This is a genomic window from Mycobacterium sp. TH-M116 (assembly GCF_057473685.1).
In genome coordinates this window covers 1-18,875 of sequence record NZ_JBYCLC010000359.1, presented here as the reverse complement: position 1 = coordinate 18,875, position 18,875 = coordinate 1, and the positions used below count along the sequence as shown (strand labels likewise).

The 18,875-nt window shown below is 67.7% G+C and carries 14 protein-coding genes and 4 pseudogenes; 14 read left to right on the top strand and 4 right to left on the bottom strand.

From position 1 onward, the window contains the following. Both AC2VOK_RS18555 and AC2VOK_RS18550 read left to right on the top strand, forming a co-directional pair. Nucleotides 1–260: pseudogene (locus tag AC2VOK_RS18555) on the top strand (peptidoglycan endopeptidase); the annotation flags it as partial. A gap of 360 nt (nt 261–620) precedes the next feature. Next, entirely contained in the window at nt 621–944 is a 324-nt protein-coding gene (locus AC2VOK_RS18550) for a putative quinol monooxygenase (protein ID WP_428901777.1), read from the top strand. A gap of 15 nt (nt 945–959) precedes the next feature. Here AC2VOK_RS18550 and AC2VOK_RS18545 read toward each other — a convergent pair whose 3' ends face one another. After that, nucleotides 960–1,640, bottom strand: a complete 681-nt coding sequence (locus AC2VOK_RS18545) for a guanylate cyclase (RefSeq protein ID WP_428901779.1) — start codon at nt 1,638–1,640, stop codon at nt 960–962. 67 nt (nt 1,641–1,707) lie between these two features. On the opposite strand from AC2VOK_RS18545, the gene AC2VOK_RS18540 reads away from it, so the two are divergent. The 5 genes and pseudogenes from AC2VOK_RS18540 to gnd all read left to right on the top strand — a co-directional run bounded on the left by AC2VOK_RS18540 (nt 1,708) and on the right by gnd (nt 4,982). Beyond that, nucleotides 1,708–1,911: a hypothetical protein gene (locus tag AC2VOK_RS18540; protein WP_428901776.1), complete on the top strand. Its 204-nt coding sequence runs from the start codon at nt 1,708–1,710 to the stop codon at nt 1,909–1,911. Beyond that, nucleotides 1,908–2,149: pseudogene (locus AC2VOK_RS18535) on the top strand (antitoxin). Before AC2VOK_RS18540 ends, AC2VOK_RS18535 begins: the two are co-directional and overlap by 4 nt. Continuing rightward, a pseudogene (locus AC2VOK_RS18530) lies at nt 2,136–2,238 on the top strand (type II toxin-antitoxin system PemK/MazF family toxin); the annotation flags it as partial. The pseudogenes AC2VOK_RS18535 and AC2VOK_RS18530, both read left to right, overlap by 14 nt. Before the next feature lie 269 nt (nt 2,239–2,507). Further along, the gene (locus AC2VOK_RS18525; protein WP_428901775.1) at nt 2,508–3,917 is read left to right on the top strand and encodes a glucose-6-phosphate dehydrogenase; all 1,410 of its coding nucleotides are present in this window, start codon (nt 2,508–2,510) and stop codon (nt 3,915–3,917) included. A gap of 42 nt (nt 3,918–3,959) precedes the next feature. Then, a complete protein-coding gene (gnd, locus tag AC2VOK_RS18520) occupies nt 3,960–4,982 on the top strand; it encodes a phosphogluconate dehydrogenase (NAD(+)-dependent, decarboxylating) (protein ID WP_428901774.1) in 1,023 nt (340 codons plus the stop codon). Here the strand turns inward: gnd and AC2VOK_RS18515 are convergent. Beyond that, nucleotides 4,975–5,844 (bottom strand): alpha/beta fold hydrolase, encoded by an 870-nt coding sequence (locus tag AC2VOK_RS18515; RefSeq protein ID WP_428901773.1) that lies wholly within the window; start codon nt 5,842–5,844, stop codon nt 4,975–4,977. The two genes, gnd and AC2VOK_RS18515, sit on opposite strands and share 8 nt — an antisense overlap. A 112-nt stretch (nt 5,845–5,956) precedes the next feature. After that, entirely contained in the window at nt 5,957–7,858 is a 1,902-nt protein-coding gene (locus tag AC2VOK_RS18510) for a tetratricopeptide repeat protein (protein ID WP_428901772.1), read from the bottom strand. Nucleotides 7,859–8,109: 251 nt separating this feature from the next. On the opposite strand from AC2VOK_RS18510, the gene AC2VOK_RS18505 reads away from it, so the two are divergent. The 4 genes from AC2VOK_RS18505 to AC2VOK_RS18490 all read left to right on the top strand — a co-directional run bounded on the left by AC2VOK_RS18505 (nt 8,110) and on the right by AC2VOK_RS18490 (nt 12,389). After that, nucleotides 8,110–9,195: a histidine phosphatase family protein gene (locus tag AC2VOK_RS18505; protein WP_428901771.1), complete on the top strand. Its 1,086-nt coding sequence runs from the start codon at nt 8,110–8,112 to the stop codon at nt 9,193–9,195. 270 nt (nt 9,196–9,465) lie between these two features. Continuing rightward, nucleotides 9,466–10,371, top strand: a complete 906-nt coding sequence (locus AC2VOK_RS18500; RefSeq protein ID WP_428901770.1) for an alpha/beta fold hydrolase — start codon at nt 9,466–9,468, stop codon at nt 10,369–10,371. 49 nt (nt 10,372–10,420) lie between these two features. Further along, a complete protein-coding gene (locus AC2VOK_RS18495; protein ID WP_428901769.1) occupies nt 10,421–11,779 on the top strand; it encodes a WS/DGAT/MGAT family O-acyltransferase in 1,359 nt (452 codons plus the stop codon). A 100-nt stretch (nt 11,780–11,879) separates the two neighbouring features. Next, complete coding sequence (locus tag AC2VOK_RS18490; RefSeq protein WP_421528575.1) at nt 11,880–12,389, top strand: DoxX family protein; 510 nt, start codon at nt 11,880–11,882, stop codon at nt 12,387–12,389. Here the strand turns inward: AC2VOK_RS18490 and AC2VOK_RS18485 are convergent, their stop codons facing one another. After that, a complete protein-coding gene (locus AC2VOK_RS18485) occupies nt 12,390–13,754 on the bottom strand; it encodes an HNH endonuclease signature motif containing protein (RefSeq protein WP_428901768.1) in 1,365 nt (454 codons plus the stop codon). Between the two features lie 212 nt (nt 13,755–13,966). On the opposite strand from AC2VOK_RS18485, the gene AC2VOK_RS18480 reads away from it, so the two are divergent. The 3 genes and pseudogenes from AC2VOK_RS18480 to AC2VOK_RS18470 all read left to right on the top strand — a co-directional run bounded on the left by AC2VOK_RS18480 (nt 13,967) and on the right by AC2VOK_RS18470 (nt 18,861). Further along, nucleotides 13,967–15,466 (top strand): MmgE/PrpD family protein, encoded by a 1,500-nt coding sequence (locus AC2VOK_RS18480; RefSeq protein ID WP_428901778.1) that lies wholly within the window; start codon nt 13,967–13,969, stop codon nt 15,464–15,466. 159 nt (nt 15,467–15,625) lie between these two features. Next, a pseudogene (locus AC2VOK_RS18475) lies at nt 15,626–17,338 on the top strand (DUF3556 domain-containing protein); the annotation flags it as partial. A 356-nt stretch (nt 17,339–17,694) separates the two neighbouring features. Beyond that, complete coding sequence (locus tag AC2VOK_RS18470; RefSeq protein WP_428901767.1) at nt 17,695–18,861, top strand: hypothetical protein; 1,167 nt, start codon at nt 17,695–17,697, stop codon at nt 18,859–18,861. Nucleotides 18,862–18,875 lie beyond the last annotated feature (14 nt).

Below are 18,875 nucleotides of genomic sequence, written 5' to 3'. Positions count from 1 at the left end.
CCAGTGGCGAGCGCGGCGGTGTACGCGTCGGTGGTCAGGGCGCCTACCAGGCCGGTTTCACTCACCACATGTTCTTACCCGTTCCGCCGGACGATGTAGAACTGCCGACACCCCCGCCCGACGCACCCCCGCCCCGCGCGCCCCTGCCACCCCCCGGGGACGCGGCCCCACCGTCGGGTGTGCCGGCTGTACTGGTCGACGACACGGCTCCTGACATGCCGGCTGCGCCGCCCGGGGAATTGCCGCCGCCGAGTCCGTGAGTTTCCGAATATGTCAATGATGCGTCGATCCGATCAATGATTCTGATTTCTGTTGACAAAATCGGGAGATCTTTATCCAGATCAAATGGCGCAGCGGTCGAGTAACACTGCTGCGACGATATGCTCACACTTTGATAAAGACTGATAAAGATCAGAAGAAAATTTGCTGTAACTTCGTCTTACTGTTCTCGGTTCATGTGTTGGGTGTCCGGCATGGCGGGTCCGTTCCGAGAATCCCCCCAGGGGAAGCCGTATAAGCTGGCCCCGCCCGGGGAATCCGCCCGGGGAATCCGCCCGGGGAATCCGAGCGGGCGCCGTCGAACCATCGAGCACCGAACATCGGGAAGAGCGGGGCGGGCATTGATCTTCATCGTCGTCAAGTTCGAGACCAGGCCGGAGTGGACGGAGCGCTGGCCGGAGCTGGTTGCCGGGTTCACTGCCGCCACGCGCGCCGAGCCCGGCAACCTGTGGTTCGAGTGGTCTCGCAGCCTGGCGAACCCGCACGAGTATGTCCTGGTCGAGGCGTTCCGCGACGGCGATGCGGGTGGTGTGCATGTCAACAGCGCTCACTTCGCGAAGGCGATGCACGAACTGCCGCAGGCGCTGAAGTCCACGCCCAAGATCATCAGCCAGACCGTCGAGGCGACGGGGTGGTCGCGGATGGGGGAGATGACGGTCGACTGACCGGCGAGTCCGGGCTCAGCCGAGATCGATCGCGATCTCGGCGCCCAGGCGGTAGCCCGGTGCCAGCGGGAGAGCGTCGCCGCTCCAGAACGAGCCGGGGTCAAACCAGTTCGAGTTCTTGTCCGTGGCCAGCAGCCCCATTTCCTGGTAGGTCACCGCCACGGTCTCCGCGCAGTAGGCAGTCTCCAGACCCATGCTGTGGCGGGCTCGGCGTCGTTGCCGCGACTCGCGAAACTTACTGTCCAGCAAAGGGGTTCCCCTTACCCAGTCGGAGGTGGTCGGTAGTCGCCCACGCAGCCATCGGCCGGTCAGCCGGGCTGTCGTCGGAAACGCGGTACCGTCGAGCCGCGCGATCACCTGCAGCAGCTGGTTCTCCTGCTCGCGGCCGGCGTAGGGGGTCAGCTGCCGGAGCCAGCAGCGTTGGTGGTAGCGCTGCGTCCACTGCACGACGGCCTGCCGCAAGTCGTTGAGCTGGACACCGCGGTGGTTGGTGCCGGTCCACATGTCGACCAGTTTGTCGCCCAGCTCGGCATGCCAGATCAGCGGTGGCAGGTCGTCGAGGGCGACAGTCATCCCGACGTGGTTGACCGGACTGTTGGTCAGGGTCTGGATTGCGCGGTCGGGCCGTGACCCGCCACGGAACAGCCAGAGGTCGCCGGTACGGGTTTCGTCGAGTGCACGATCCAGGGACAGCATGGTCGGTGATTGTCGCTCGGCGAGGTTACGCAGCAGCGTCGGGGCCACCCGGCGATATCCTGCCGTCATGCGCAGCGCGTGGAAGTGGCTGGGATTGGCCGGCGTCGCCGGCGTGGTGGCCGGGGGAGCGCTGGTCGTGCGCGATCAACGCAGACGACGCGCGTATACCCCCGATCAGGTGCGCGCCCGTCTGCATCAGAGGCTGGCCGAGGCCGAGGCGAACAGTCGTCACGATTCGGCTTCGTCTCGCACGGCCAACAAGCGTTCGTGAGCTTTCGCGCCGACGGCGAGGACGCGGCCGCGGTCGATCAGTGGTCTCGTCGGCTGCACATCGACCGCCCGGAGCTTCTCCGCGAGGCGCTCCGACGCCACGTGGTCGAGCTCACGGCCAACCGCGACGTGCACGCGACGCCGAGCAGCCCGTGATCGATGACGAGAAGGCCCTCGTCGAGATCGCCGAGTGGGGCCCTGCCGAGGACTGGGCTGACTGGGCCGATGCGGCGAGATGAACGGTGGTGTGCCGCGACAACCGGTGGCGACCGGCCCGTGCTCGTTCTCACCGGAGATCCGGTTGCCGATCGCATCGGTATGGCGGTTTTCACCAGGCCGCGTCCGAGTCCGCGATCGCGCCCGGGCGTCGACCGCGAGATGCAGCGCAGCAGCGACGCCACGCCTCCTGGCCGGGCGCGCGTGGGTCCGAGTCGGGTTGTCGGGCCCCAGCGCAGTGTCTAGGGTTGAAAGCGGCCGCCGCGGGTAATGGGTCTCAAGCACGTCGATTATCAAGCAAGCCGATTCTCAAGCAAGCCGATTCTCAAGCACGTCGATTCTCAGGCAAGCCGATCAGGTGACGTTCGGAAAGGTGCGGTTTTGGCCGACGGTGACATCAGCCCGTCAGATGTGCTGGTGATCTTCGGGATCACCGGGGATCTGGCCCGCAAGATGACGTTTCGAGCCCTCTACCGGCTCGAGTCCCGCCACCTGCTGACCTGCCCCATCGTGGGTGTGGCCAGCGACGCCATCTCCGTCGGGGAGCTGATGGCCAGGGCGCGGGAGGACATCGTCGCCAGCGGCGAGAAGTTCGACGAGGCGGTGTTCGAGCGGCTGGCGCAACGGTTCTCCTACCTGCACGGCGACGTCTTGGACGACAAGCTGTACAAGCAGCTTGCCGATGAGATCGGGCCGGGCCGCAGCCCGTTCTTCTACCTGGAGATGCCGCCGTCCTTGTTCGCGCCCATCGTGGAGAACCTCGCCAAGGCCGAGTTGCTCGAGCGTGCCCGCGTCGCGGTGGAGAAGCCGTTCGGTCACGACCTCGAGTCCGCGCGAGACCTCAACGCGCGGCTGCGCGCGGTGCTCGAGGAAAACCAGATCCTGCGGGTGGACCATTTCCTGGGCAAACAACCCGTCGAAGAGCTGCAGTACCTGCGTTTTGCCAATCGTGCTCTGACCGAAATCTGGGACCGCAACGCCATTTCCGAGATTCACGTCACCATGGCCGAGAACTTCGGGGTCAAGGACCGCGGCAAGTTCTACGACGCGGTGGGAACCTTGCGTGACGTGGTGCAGAACCATCTGCTGCAGGTGCTCGCGCTCGTGGCCATGGAACCCCCGGTCGGTCCCGGGGCTGATGACGTGAACGACAAAAAAGCCGAGGTGTTCCGGGCGATGCCGGCGATGCATCCTGATCGATGCGTCCGCGGCCAGTACCGCGGCTACACCGAGGTGGCCGGTGTGGCACAGGATTCACAAACCGAGACCTATGTCGCCCTGCGAACCGAGATCGACAACTGGCGCTGGGCCGGTGTGCCGATCTTTTTGCGAGCCGGCAAGGCATTGCCGACGAAGGTCACCGAGGTGCGGATGTTCCTGCATCACGTGCCCGGCTTTTCCTTCCTGCCCAACCGCCGGCCCCCCGAGGCCAACCAGATCGTGCTGCGCATCGACCCCGACCCGGGGATGCGCCTGCAGTTGTCGGCCCAAGTCGGCACCTCGTGGCAGAGCGTTCACATGGATTCGTCGTTCGCCGAGGATCTCGGTGAGCCGGTGCGGCCTTACGAGCGGCTGCTCTATGCCGGATTGATGGGGGACCGCCAGCTTTTCGCCCGCGAGGACGCCATCGAGGAGACGTGGCGGATCGTGCAGCCCCTGCTCGACGCTCCGGGCCGGATCCATCACTACGACCCGGGGTCCTGGGGCCCCGACACCACGCAGTCGCTGCTGCGGGGCCATCGTACCTGGCAGGAGCCCTGGCTGCCACGTGGTCCGCAGACCCGAGAGTGACGACCCGGCAGTGATGACCCGAAATCGAGGAGACGGCACGCCATGCAACTAGGGATGATCGGCTTGGGCCGAATGGGCGCCAACATCGTGCGCCGCCTGGTCAACGACGGCCACGAATGCGTCGTCTACGATTACGACGCCGACGCGGTCAAAGCCATGGCCGGTGAGGACAACACGATCGGTGTGTCCTCGCTCAAGGAGCTCGCCGACAAGCTGAGCGCCCCGCGCGTGGTCTGGGTGATGGTGCCCGCCGGAACGATCACCACGGGGGTCATCGACGAGTTGGCCACCACGCTGGACTCCGGCGACATCGTGATCGACGGCGGCAACTCCTACTACCGGGACGACATCCGGCACGCGAAAACCCTGTCCGAGCGCGGCATTCGGCTGCTCGACTGCGGAACCAGCGGCGGCGTGTGGGGTCGGGAGCGTGGCTACTGCCTCATGATCGGCGGCGACGCTGCCGCATTCGACCACGCCGAGCCGATCTTCGCCACCGTCGCCCCGGGGGTGGACGCGGCGGAACGCACACCGGGGCGTGACGGCGCGGTCGCCCAATCGGAGAAGGGTTACCTGCATTGCGGGCCGTCCGGTGCGGGCCACTTCGTCAAGATGGTGCACAACGGCATCGAGTACGGAATGATGGCCTCGCTCGCCGAGGGGCTCAACGTGCTGCGCAACGCCGACGTCGGCAAGCACGTGCAGGAGGCTGACGCCGAAACCGCGCCGCTGTCCAATCCCGAGTTCTACCAATATGACTTGGACATTTCGGAGGTCGCCGAGGTGTGGCGCCGCGGCAGCGTCATCGGGTCCTGGTTGCTGGACCTGACCGCGATCGCGCTGCACGACTCGCCCGAGCTCGAGGAGTTCTCCGGGCGCGTGTCCGACTCGGGGGAGGGCCGGTGGACGTCCATCGCGGCGATCGACGAAGGCGTTCCCACTCCGGTGCTCACGACCGCGCTGCAGTCCCGCTTCGCCTCACGCCAGCTCGACGACTTCGCCAACAAAGCCCTGTCGGCGATGCGCAAGCAGTTCGGCGGGCACGCGGAAAAACCCGCTAACTGAGCGATCTCCTCCGGACGAACGTCACAACGGCTTCGCTGAACGCGTCGTTGTCGTCGCCTGCCGCGGTGTGGCCGGCGTTGGACAGCTCGACGAATTCCGCCTGCGGCACCGTCGACAGGAAGTGTTGGACCCCTTCGGGACTGACGACGTCGGACAGCTTCCCGCGGATCAACAGAACCGGAATCGTCAGGCTCGTCGCGGCATGCTCGAATTTCTCGGTGCGCAGCTCGGGGTCGTCGCCGGGCTTCGTCATGAACGCGGGATCCCAGTGCCAATACCAGCGACCGTCGCGCAGGCGCAGGTTCTTCGTCAGACCCTCCGGGTTGCGCGGCTTGGTGCGGTAGGGCAGGTACTCGGCGACGGCGTCGGCGGCCTGCTCCAGCGTGTCGAACCCGTCGAGGTTGCCCATCATGAAGTCGCGGATACGGGCGCTGCCGCCCTTCTCGAAGCGGGGTACCACGTCGACGAGGACCAGTTGGGTGACCCGGTCGGGGCCGGCCCGGTGGGCGGCGAGGATGCCGGTCAACCCGCCCATGCTGGCCCCGATGATCGTCACCGGTCGGCCGAGCGTGTCCAGGACGTGCATGACGTCGGCGGTCAACGTCTCGACCGCGTAGTCGGCCCCGGGGGCTCGATCGCTGTCGCCGTGTCCGCGGGCGTCGAGGGCGACGACGTGGAATCCCCCGTCGGCGAGCACCTGGCCGGTGTTCTTCCAGGAGAACCTGTTCTGGCCGCCGCCGTGCAGCATGAGGATGGTCGGGTGCCCGGACGCGGCGCCGCGGTTCCATTCGTCGGCGACCAGGCTGATCCCGTCGACACCGGAAAACTCGACGGTCTGCGGGTTGCTGGTCGCGGCGGTCATGCCCTGACGTTACCCAGGCCGGATTCGCGTGCGTCGAACCGCCCGCCGACGGTGAGCCGCACTCGGTCTGCGGTGCCGCCACCACCACCACCCCGAAACCGGCCGTGGCGGGTCAGACGGTGCGGACGCAGAGCACCTCGTCGAGGCTGGCGGTGCGCGACCCGTCGGCCCCCGGTCCCGCCACAACGTCGCCGGGGACGGCTGCCCCGTCCAGGCGCGCGGTGTCGAACATCGCCGGGCCGCGGGCCATCACGTCGGTGAGTACGTAGCGGCCGGCGGCGGGGTTTCGGCGTGTCGCGGCCTCGGCCGCGCAGGTTCCGGTCAGCGTGACCGCGTCAGCGAAGTTGACGCCCACCTGACACACCTGCGGTTCGGTCTCGAGCACCGCGGTCAGCCGGGTGATGAGGTTCTCGGGGGCGAAGAACCGCCAGCCCTGACCCAGATGCAGCCAGAACCGCCCGTTCGCGGAGTCGGGATCGCCGAACTCGAGGAACCCGTAGCGTTCCTCGAGAATCCTGCGGTCCCGTGCCGACAATCCGGCGTCGATGACCAGGAAACGCCCGATCCGCGACCTGTCGAGGCAGCAGCGCAGAAACGAGTTCAGTGTGTGCTCGGCGACTGTGCGGTCCGGCCCGGCGACCAGGCTCACCACCACGTCGGGCTCACTGGAACCGCCGATCAGACTCCGCACCGGCCCATCGGGGTAGGACAGCGCGGCTTCGGCCATCGCCGGAGCAAAAACATCGCGGTTGGCCGCGAACCGTTGCCGATCCTCCTCGGAAAGATCGTCCCGGGCCAGCAGACGCCGCCACAACGTGAACGCCTCGGTATCGTCAGCAAGCCGGGAGGCGCAGACCGCTTGCTCATACAGTGCGCGCCACCCGTAGATGTCAGGGTCCATCAACAGCAGATCGTCTTCCGGGCAGGGGATTTCGGCGGCGCGCTGAGCAAACAGGTAGCCCATGCGGTAACGCTGTTCGGCGCGGTAGCGGCGGGCGACGGCGTACAGCGGCTCGGCGCGTGTCGGACGGAACTCCCACGCCCGCAGGTAGGCGTCCACGACGTCGGGTCCCGGCGCTCCTTGCTGCGCCATCGACTGCGCGATCTGCCACATCGCGAAATAGCGTTCCTCGTCCCAGCCGCCCATCTCCACGCGCCGGGCGTACCACTGTGTCGCGTTGTCGAAATCGTTGTGCGCGAAGAACGTCTGGGCCAGAAAGAAAACGGCCCTCGCGTCCTGCGGACAGTCATCGACCCGGGCCAGCAGCCGATCCCGCAGGTGTGCCGCGGGATCGGCTGTCTTGTCACCGGCACGGACCTCGACCGGCCCCACGATGCTGCGGGTGGCCGCCGCCACCTGCTCCTCGGTGACCTCCAGGCGCAGGTCCCGGGCGAGGCGGCGGATCACCGCGCCCGGCGCGGCGCGCAGCGCCTCGAAGTCCACCCTGATCACGGCCGCTCCGATCGGTTCCGGCCTGATCGGTTCCGGCCTGATCGTTTCCGGCCTGATCGTTTTCGGGTCGCCGAGCGCGCGGTCACGTGCGGCGACCAGGTGCGCCGTCGAATCCGCGCGCTCCTGCTCGTCCCTGAGCCAGCCGAGCCGATTCAGCGACGCCACCACCTTGTCCTGGGGGCGGTCCACCACAACCGGCACCACCGGCCCCCACGCGTCGCGGACGGCGTCCACCGCAAGACACAGGAGCGGATGTTTGGCGCCCGGTCGTTGCTCGGCGCGCAGGGCCGCGCGCCGGTGCGTATCAGCCCACCCGCGAAGTTTCGCGCGCCAGGAGTCGGGGTCCATGCGCAGCCTGTTGCCTGGTCCCTGATACGCCGCGAATGCCTTGCGGCACAACAACGCCAGCTGGTAGTCCTCCCAGGTGTCGTGGGGTTCGCGAATCACCAGGTCGAAGTCGGTGCCCATGAACACACCGAGGTGGTGCAGGACTCCCGCTACGGCCGATGTGCCGCCGCACCAGGGGCCCAGCACCACGATGATCGGCTCGACCAGCGCCATGACACCCTCCTGCGGGACCGTATCAAACGGGCCTTCGGCCCGGCTCCGATCCCGCGGCGCAGGTGCAGGCTCACGGGCGCTACCACGCCCGGAGCTGCTGCGGGCACTTCGGGGTGGTCGGCGAATGATTCCGGCGAGATCTACCGATTCACACGTTCCATTGGTTACGCTCTGGTTGCATCCATCCCGCGTTCAGTTCCCCATCGGTCATCGGTCATCGGTCATCGGCCATCGAGCCAAAGGACAACGTCATGGAACTCAGCCGTCGCGCGTATCTGGCCGCCGGTGTCGCGACCGCAACCGCCGGTCTCATCGCCGCCACTCCGGTGACCCCGCCGCCGGCCGAATCGCAGCAGCGCGCGATTCAGCTCGCCGCCGGTGAGGAGGACATCGTGCTGGACCTCGTCCGGCACGGGTCCGACGGGCCCGTGTCGTACCTGTCCACCATCGGGTCCTACCTGCCGGGATATCCGCTCAACGCGACCGGCGAGGAGCAGGCGGATGCGGTGGCCAAGGTTCTTGAGCAGGGGGCCCCGTACGCCGGCATCTACGCCGGGGAGAACCTCAGGATGATCCAGACCGCCCAACCGCTGGCCGATGCACTCAACATGAACATCACCCAACTGCCCGGTCTCGACGAGATCGCCGGCGGCATCTACAACGGCGACCCGTCAGCGAGCCCGGGCGGCATCCTCTACGACCTGACCCTGGCTGCCTGGGTGTTCGGCTTGGACAGCGTGCCCATGGGGGGCTCCTTTGATCTGAACGGCGTGTCGTTCGACGAAGGCTTCAGCAACGCCGTGGCCTCGATCTACGACAGCACCGTGAGCTCGGGCGGCTCGACCACCGATGTGGCGTTTTCCGGTGAGGCCGCGATCAGCACTTGGTCGCTGATGAATGCGAACAACCCGGATCTGGCGATCTTCCTTCCCCTTTTCGCCGAGGATCTGGTGTACGGCAAAGACTTCCTGCCCAACACCGGGGTGGTGGTGCTCTCAGGCGACCCCACCGAGGGGTGGAGCCTGGTCAGCTTCGACGGGCAGGCCATTCCGCGGGACCCGGGATTGTTGACGCAACTGGTCGTCGACGTGCGCGATCTGATCACGCCACCGCAGATCGCCGCGTACAACGTCACCGAGGCCTTGTTCACCGGGGATCCGACGGCGGTCGGGACGGCGCTTGAGGAGGGCCTGCAGAATATCGGCGCGGCCACGGTTCAGTTCCCGATATCGGTGATCGGCGACACGGCCAGCGCGGTGCAGAACCTTGTCACCGACGTGGCCGCGGGCGAGGCATTCAACGTCGCGTTCGACGCGTTGTTTTTGGGAATTGTCTAGCCGCGACGGGTGCGCTGCGGCGCTGCGGGGCAGCACTCCTCCGTAGCGCGGTGATGCGCGGCTGCCGTCGGTGCGTGCCCAGTGGTATTCCGGCGACGTCGCTCTGCGCGTTACGTTGGTCCCTGACGAACGGTCTCTGACGAACGGGGCCTGACGAACGGGGCCTGACGAACGGGGCCTGATGAGGAGTGGACATGACCGACTGGGACATGACCGACTGGGACATGACCGACTGGGAAATGACCGAAGATACGTCGGGGGCGACTTGCGATGCCTGAACCGCGCTGGCTGGACGTGCCGGGCGCCGGGGCCGACCTCAAGGCGCTGACCTGGGGCCCGCCCGAGGGCCCGATTGCGTTGTGCCTGCATGGCTTTCCCGATACCCCGTACGGCTGGCGCAAGGTCGCTCCCCGGCTGGCCGAGTCCGGCTGGCGGGTCGTCGCGCCCTTCATGCGGGGATATGCCCCGTCTTCGATCCCGGCCGATCGCAGCTTTCACATCGGTGCGCTGTGCGACGATGCGTTGCGAGTCCGGTCGGCGGCGGGCGGCACCGATCGCGACGTGGTGATCGGTCACGACTGGGGGGCGATCGCCGCCACCGGACTGGCCGCGATGCCCGACAGCCCGTTCACCAGGGCCGTGATCATGTCGGTGCCGCCCTCGGCGGCGCTGCGCTTGCGGGGTGGTGTGGCCGAGCGGGGCCGGCTGGTCCGTCGGCTGCCGCGTCAGTTGTTGCGCAGCTGGTACATCTTCTACTTTCAATTGCCTTGGCTGCCAGAGCGTTCGGCCTCCTGGGTGTTGCCGTTGCTGTGGAAACGATGGTCGCCCGGCTACAACCCGCACGAGGACCTGCGTCACGTCGACGCCGCGATCGGTACACCGGAGAGCTGGCGCGCGGCCCTGGGAACCTACCGGGCCCTGGTGCGCAACACCGCCCCGCCGAAGCGGTACGCCGAGTTGGACCGGCGCTGGACCGAGTCGCCTGTGCTGTCGTGTCTGTACCTGCACGGCCGCGACGACGGTTGCATGACAGCGGATTTCACCCACTGGGTGGAAAAAGTGCTGCCGGCCGGCAGTGAGGTCGCCATCGTCGAACACGCTGGACATTTCCTGCAGCTCGAACAGCCGGACAAGGTAGCCGACCTGGTACTCGGGTTCATCGGCTCGCCCGGCTGAGCACATGACGGCCCAGCACATGACGGCCCGGCACATGGCGGGCCGGTAAATGACGGCCCAGTACCTGACGGCAGTGGATGCGCAGTTCTACTGGATGTCGGCCAAGATCCCGAACGACCAGTTCCTGCTGTATGCCTTCGACGGCGAGCCGGCTGATCTGGCGCACGCCGTCGCACACGTCTGTCGGCGGGCCCGTGCCTGCCCGTCGTTGGCGATGCGGATTCAGGACCGGAATCCGCTGACCTATCCGCGGTGGGTCCCGGCGCTGGTGGACGCGGCACGGCAGGTGGTTCTCCACGACGTGGCAGGCGGCGGCGTGGCAGGCGGCGGCGTGGCAGGCGGCGGCGTGGCAGGTGGCGGCTGGGCCGGTTGCCTGGCGGCCGTCGCCGGGCTCGCCGACGCGCAGCTCGACGCCGGGCTGATGCCCTGGCGGTTGCATGTGTTCACGCCGGTGCTCGGCGTCCCGGGTGTCGTCGGGCCGGGAACGGTCGCGGTGCTGCAGGTCGCGCACGCGCTGGCCGACGGCGCCCGCGCGGCGGCGCTGGCCGCGTGGCTTTTCGGCCGGGACGCCCCGGTGCCCGGATTCAGACGGCTGGCGGTGGCGTGCTTCGGGTGGCGGGCCGTCGATGCGGCCCGCAGCCATCGCCGGCTGGTCGGCGATACCCGCGCCGGGCTGCTGGCACCGGGGGCCGGGTTGCGCCCGTTGCAGCCCACCAATGTCCGTCCGGGCGGCGCACGCTCGGTGCGCACGTTGGTGCGGCACCGCTCGCAGCTGCCCGGCCCCACGGTCACCGTCGGGGTGCTGGGGGCGGTGTCCACGGCGCTGTCGGCGCTGCTGGGCGGTGCGGCCGATCCTCTGGGGGCCGGTTCGCTGGGGGCCGAATCCCTGGGGGCCGAATCTCTGGGGGCCGAAGTGCCGATGGCCAAACCCGGTGCCCCACAGGCACACAACCACTTCGGCAACGTCTCCGTGGGTCTATATCCGAACCTGGGTCGCGACGACCGCGCCGAGCGGATCGCCGCCGACCTGTCCAACGGCCGGCGTCGCTTCGCGCATCCGGCCACCCGCAGCGCCGACCGGGCGTTCGCCGCGATGCCCCCGGTGCTGCTGCGGTGGGGCGTGGCGCGGTTCGACCCCGGCGTGCGGCCGGCGCAGGTGGCCGGCAACACGGTGGTGTCCAGCGTGCATCGCGGGGAGGCCGACCTGAGTTTCGGGGGTGCCCGGGTGGTGCTGACGGCCGGGTATCCGGCACTGTCCCCCGCGATGGGCCTGACCCACGGGGTGCACGGCATCGGCGACACCGTCGCGATCAGCGTGCACGCGGCGGCGTCGGCCTTCCCGGGAGACGACGCCGGCATCGACGCCGGCAGCGACGCCTACGTGCGGCTACTCGACGCGGCGCTGTAGCGCCGCCGCACCGCGGTGAAACGCGGGGAAGCGTTACACCAATCGATATTCGTGTCACCCCGGCCGATGCTCTAGGTTTGCAGGCATGATTCACGACGCAGTGTCGAGCCAGGATGTCGGATTGCTGATCCTGCGACTGGTGTTGGGTGTGACGTTGGCCGCGCACGGCTACAACAAGTTCTTCGGCGGGGGCCGTATCCCGGGCACCGCGCGGTGGTTCGAAAGCATCGGCATGAAACCTGGCAGGTTTCACGCCACGGTGGCCGCGACCACCGAGATGGCCGCCGGGTTGGGCCTGGCCGCCGGGCTGCTGACGCCGATTCCCGCGGCGGGTTTCGTCTCCTTGATGCTGGTCGCGGCCTGGACCGTGCACCGCGCCAACGGCTTCTTCATCGTCAAAGAGGGCTGGGAGTACAACCTGGTCCTGGCGGCGAGCGCGGTCGCAGTGGCCACACTCGGTGCGGGCAGGCTGAGCTTGGACTGGCTGGTATTCGGGCAGAACTGGTGCGACGGCTGGCACGGCCTGCTGATATCGACCGGGCTCGGCCTGGCCGGAGCCTTCGGCCAGTTACTGATCTTCTACCGCCCGCCGGCCAAACCGGCGAGGTAGCTACGGCTCGTCGTCGTCCTCTTCTGCCAGAAGCTTTTCCGGGTGGTGGAACAGGTTGGTTCGGGGTTGGCCGTAGTCGAGATGGGGCGGCGGTACCCATTCGGTGTCACCGCGCGCATTCTTACGGGTGGTCCAGCCGCCGGGCCCCACCAGTGGGTGATCCGACGTGCACGCCAGCGTGAGCTTGTTGACGTCCGTGCGGTGGGTGGTGGCCCAGTCCTCGACGTGGTGCGCTTCCGTCCAGTAGCCGGGCCTGTCGCATCCTGGCCGGGTACACCCACGGTCCTTGGCGTACAGGACAATTCGTTGCCCGGGTGAGGCGAGTCGTTTTGTGTGGCACAGTCCGATCGCTTTGCCTCGATCGAAGATGGTCAGGTAGTGGTGCGCGTGGCGAGCCAGTCGGATCACGTCGCTCATGGGCAACAGGGCCCCTCCGGCCGTCAGGCCGCGTCCGGCGGCAGCCTCCAACTCGGCCAGTGTGGTGGTCACGATGATGGTGGCAGGTAATCCGTTGTGCCGGCCGAGGTCTCCCGACGCCAGCAGCGCTCTGAGCGCGGCGTTGAGCCCGTCGTGGTTGCGCTGGGCGGGGCTGCGGTTGTCGCGCTGCCGGGCCTGCTCGTCGGCTTGGCCATCGACCACGGGCATCTGGTCGTCGGGGTTGCACATGCCCGGAGTCGCCGTTTTGGCCAGCACGGCCTCCAGGGTGGCGCGGGATTCGGGGGTCAGCCAGGCGGTCAGCTTGGACATGCCGTCGATGTCTTGCCTGCCGAGCGTCATGCCGCGGCGGCGGGCGCGGTCCTCGTCGGTGTAGGTGCCGTCGGGGTTCAGATAGCCGTTGAGGCGCTCGGCAAGTTTGGCCAGATCGTCCGGGCGGTGGCAGGCGCCCAGTTCGGCGAGGTGGGCTTCGGCGTTCTCCCGGGTCCCCACGTCGACGGCGTGGGGCAGGTGGTGCAGGAAGCGGCGGATGACCCGCACCTGTCCGGAGCCCAGGTCGCCGTCGCGTTGGGCGGCGGCGGTGCCGGCCAGCAGCGGCGGCAACGGTTCCCCCGTCAGGGCGCGGCGCGGACCCAGGTCACCGGCCTCGGCGACGCGCCGGGTGGCATCGCCGCGCGTGATGCGTAGCCGGTCGGCCAGCGCGTCGGGAAGCGTAGCGCCGAGCTCCTCGCGGGTGGCTCGTTCGGCGAGCTGGTTGATCAGCTGGTGGCCGGGGACGGGCAGCCGTCGGGCGACTCTCTCCAGCCGCATCAGGATCCGCAACCGTTCCGGGTTGGTCAAAGCGTCGAACGACAGCGCGCAGGCGCGATCCATGTCGGCGTCGAGCGCGTCGAGGACCGAGGCGACCTCTTCGCGACTACTCGAACTCATGTTCGAATGTTATGCCGGGCCACCGACAACAGGTCGCCCCGAGATGCTGGACCTTAAGCGCCAGGGGCGCAGGCGGAAAACCTGTCATCCAGCGCACCGGGGCGAGGTTGGCCACCCAGTCCCGGCCGGGCGCTGCGCAAAATCGGGCGCTGCGCAAAATCGGGCGCTGCGCAAAATAAGGCGCTGAGCAAAATAGTGTGCACGGTGTGTTGATGCACACGGTCCGGGCGCGGCGCAGCGCCGAGGCGTTTCCGCGCAGCGAGCACCTGGCTGCCAAGATCGCCGACGTCGCCACCGACCCGGTTCCCGTCGAGCCGGACGTCGCGGAGATGGTGGCGAACCGGATCATCGACAACGCCGGAGTCAGTGCCGCGGCGGTGCTGCACCGGCCCGTCACCGTGGCCCGCCGGCAGGCGCTGGCCCACCGCCGCGCGCGCGGGGCGTGCGTGTTCGGTGTGGACGGCACCTATTCGGCCGAATGGGCGGCGTGGGCCAACGGGGTAGCGGTACGCGAGTTGGACTTTCACGACACCTTTCTGGCCGCCGAATATGCCCATCCGGGCGACAGCATCCCCCCGCTGGTGGCCGTCGCGCAGCAACTCGGGGTGTGCGGCGCCGACCTGATCCGCGGGCTGGCCACCGCGTATGAAATCCACATCGATTTGGCCCGCGGGATCTGCTTGCACGAGCACAAGATTGACCACGTCGCCCACCTGGGCCCCGCGGTTGCCGCCGGGATCGGGACCATGCTGCGCCTGGACCCCGACACCATCTATCAGGCGATCGGGCAGGCCGTGCACCTGAGCACCAGCACCCGCCAGTCCCGCAAGGGCATGATCTCGAGCTGGAAGGCCTTCGCACCGGCGCACGCCGGAAAGGTCGCCGTCGAAGCCGTCGACCGGGCGATGCGCGGCGAGGGATCCCCGGCGCCGATCTGGGAGGGCGAGGACGGGGTCATCGCCGGTCTGCTCGGCGGCCCGGACTTCGAATACCGGGTGCCGCTGCCGGCACCCGGCGAGCCCAAACGCGCCATCCTGGACAGCTACACCAAGGAGCATGCGGCGGAGTACCAGAGCCAGGCACCGATCGACCTGGCCCGACGGCTGCGCGGCCGGCTCGGCGACCTCCGCCGGATCGCGAGCATCGTGCTGCACACCAGCCACCACACCCACGTCGTGATCGGGACCGGCTCCGGGGACCCGCAGAAGTTCGACCCGGACGCGTCGCGGGAAACACTCGACCACTCGCTGCCCTACATCTTCGCCGTCGCGCTGCAGGACGGCAGCTGGCACCACGAACGCTCGTATGCTCCCGAGCGCGCCCACCGGCCCGACACCGTGGAGCTGTGGCGCAAGATCTCCACCGTCGAGGACCCGCACTGGACGCGTCGCTATCACGCGATCGATCCGGCCGAGCGGGCCTTCGGGGCGCGCGCGGAGGTGACGCTGACAAGCGGCGAGGTGATCGTCGACGAGCTGGCGGTGGCAGACGCGCATCCGCTGGGCGCCCGGCCGTTCGGCCGCGGGGAGTACGTGGAGAAATTCACCGAACTCGCCGCCGGCGTCGTGGAAGCCGCTGAGCAGCAACGGTTCCTGAACACGGTGGAATCGTTGCCAGACCTACGGACCGCAGAGTTGCGTGCGCTCAACGTGGCGGTCGATCTGCGGATGCTGGACGCCGCGCCGGTGACACCGCCGGGACTCTTCGGATAACCGTCGAGTGTGAACTCAGGGCGGCGACAAGCGGCTTGAATTCAAGCCGGGCAGCACCGCCGCGAGCTCACACTCGAAGCCGTGAGCTCACACTCGACGGAAAAATCTTTGCCCGAAGATGAGCGCATCAGCCTAGAACACGTTCTAATCTGTGAAACCATGGGATTTCTCAAGCCCGACCTGCCGCAGATCGACATTGCCGAGTGGAGCAAGGGCACCCGCAGCGAGAAGATCCGTCCGATGGCCCGGCACTGGGCCGAGGTGGGCTTCGGCACGCCTGTCGTCCTGCATTTGTTCTACGTGGTCAAGATCCTGCTCTACATCCTGTTCGGATGGCTTTTCGCGTTGGCCACCAACGGTATCCACGGGTTCACCGGTGTCGGGTCGTGGTGGTCGGAGCCGATCGTGTTCGAGAAAATCGTGCTCTACACGATGCTGTTCGAGGTGATCGGCCTGGGCTGCGGGTTCGGGCCGCTCAACAACAGGTTCTTCCCGCCGATGGGCTCGATCCTGTACTGGATGCGCTTCGGCACCATCCGGCTGCCGCCCTGGCCGGACCGAGTGCCGGGCACCAGGGGCACCAAGCGCACCCCACTGGACGTCGCGCTGTACGGGCTGCTGCTGGTGGTGACGCTGGGGGCGCTGCTCTCCGACGGCACCGGTCCGGTACCGGAACTGGGCACCACCGTCGGGTTGCTGCCTACCTGGGAGATCGTGCTGATCCTGCTGCTGCTCGGGGTGCTCGGCCTGCGAGACAAGGTGATTTTTTTGGCCGCCCGCGGCGAGGTCTATGCCAGCCTGGCGGTGACCTTCCTGTTCGGCGCGGTCGACATGATTGTCGCCGCCAAGCTGGTGTTCCTGGTGATCTGGATGGGCGCGGCGACCTCCAAGCTCAACAAGCACTTCCCGTTCGTGATCTCCACGATGATGTCCAACAATCCGCTGGTGCGGCCCCGCTGGCTCAAACGCCGCTTCTTCGAGAAGTTCCCGGAAGACTTGCGGCCCGGCTGGATGTCGCGGTGGCTCGCGCACCTGAGCACGGCCATCGAGATGCTGGTGCCGCTGGTGCTGTTCTTCTCCCACGGCGGCAAGCCGACCATGGTGGCCGCGATCGTGATGGTGTGTTTTCACCTGGGCATCCTGGTGTCGATCCCGATGGGGGTGCCGCTGGAGTGGAACGTCTTCATGATCTTCGGGGTGCTGTCGCTGTTCGTCGCGTACGCCCGTCTGGGGCTCGCTGACGTGCGACACCCGGTACCGGTGGCGATCCTTTTCGCCGTCGTCGCGGGGACCGTCGCGCTGGGCAACATGTTTCCCCGCAAGATCTCGTTTCTGCCGGGCATGCGGTATTACGCCGGCAACTGGGACACCACGCTGTGGTGCATCAAGGGATCGGCGAACGACAAGATCAGCCGGGGCATCGTGGCGATCGCCAGCATGCCGCAGGCCCAGCTGGAGCGGTTCTACGGCAGCCCGGAGGCGGCGCAGATCCCGATCTACATGGGGTATGCGTTCCGCGGCTTCAACACTCACGGCCGGGCGCTGTTCACCCTGGCCCATCGCGCGATGGCGGGCTGCAACGAGGACGACTATGTGATCACCGACGGCGAGCGGATCTGCAGCACCGCGATCGGCTGGAACTTCGGTGACGGCCACATGCACAACGAGCAGCTGATCGCCGCCTTGCAGCAGCGCTGCCACTTCGCTCCGGGGGAGGTGCGTGTCGTCCTGCTCGACGCGCAGCCGATCCACCGGCAGACCCAGCAGTACCGCCTGGTCGACGCGGCGACCGGTGAGTTCGAGCGCGGGTTCGTCAAGGTCGCCGACATGGTGACCCGCCAGCCCTGGGCCGACGACGTCCCGGTTCAGGTGTACTCGGACGACGTGCACTCGGATGGGGCGCATTCGGACGACGTGAATTCGGACGCCGTGTATTCGGACGCCGTGTATTCGGACGCCGTGAATTCGGACGACGTGAATTCGGACGCCGTGCATTCCGACGACGCGCCGGACTGACGGCGTTGCCAGTTCTGTGGCACGTTGCCACAGTTCAGCAGGCCGTGAACGCACTCAACACGTGTTGTTTGCGGTGCTGCCCCCAGGTAGGGTCAGTCATCGCGGAGTGATGCGTATCACAAACCGCCCTCGGCAAAGGAGGAGCTGTGATTTCAGCCTTGGATCCGAGTCGGGTGGTTGCCGAGTCGGGATCATCCGGCTCGGCAACGCGCATGAGGCCGTATCTGGCGGCCGGTGTCGCGGTCGTCGGTGCCGGCCTGATCGCGGTCAACCCGGTCGCGCCCACCATCGCCGCCGACATCTCGGAGCGCGCGGTGCGGCTCACCAGTTCGATGGCCGCCTCGATCGGTGAGGTCACCACCAACATCGCGACGACCCTGCCCGGGTCGCTGGACATGGGCGACCTGAGCGCCGCGGCGACCTCGATTCCGCCGGCGGTCAACCCGATCGTCGAATGGCTCAACGTGTTCAGCGGCGCGTTCACCAACGTGGACGAGGTCGCCACGCAGTGGCTCGCCGACCCGTTCCCGATCCTGTCGCAGGTGATCAGCAACCAGATCGGGTTCGCCAATGACGCGGGCAGCAACCTGCAGGGGCTGGCCGCCGACATCGGCACGTTGCTCACTCAGCAGTTGCCGGCGAACTTTGAAACGCTGTTCGCGGGTATCCAGGCGGGGGACATCAGCCAATCGGTGTCCATCTTCAACCAGGCTCTGCTGGCTGATCTGGCTCCGCTGCTGACTCCGTTGTCGAACCTTGCGAGCATTCCCGGCGAGATGTTGGCGAATCTGGGGAATGCGGCCGACCAGATCCCCTACATCCTGGTGTCGATGGTCGGTGACGTCTTCACCGCGATGCTGGCCGGGGCTCAGGGGACGGCCAACGGGGTGCAGTCGGCGCTGGACGCGGCGACCGCCGGGCAGTTCGCCACGGCGTTCGTCGACCTGCTGAACGTGCCCGCCATGTCCGTCGGAGGTTTCCTCAACGGCGTGACCGAACCCTCCGCCGTCCCGGGGCTGCTGACCTGGTCCGACCTGCCGGGGAACACCTCCGGGCTGCTCAACGACCTGGTGAACACCTGGCCGCGCCTTTACATCGTTCCCGCGTTGAGCGGCGGCGCCACGGCGGCCACCCTGAGCGGGGACCTCAACCAGCTGGGCAACCTGATCTTCGGCAACCTCAGCTCCGCTCTGGGTTTGGATCCCGCCGCATTCGATCCCGCGGCGTTCGACCCGGCCGCGTTCAGCGCGGCGTTCGACCCGGCCACGCTGTCGCTGTCCTTCGACCCGGCCGCGGTCACCGACATCGGCTCGGTGCTGGCCGCCGACCTGGCGCCCAACCTGAGCACCATCGCGCTGGATCTGCTCTCGCTGTTCTGAGTTTTCGCCCCTGC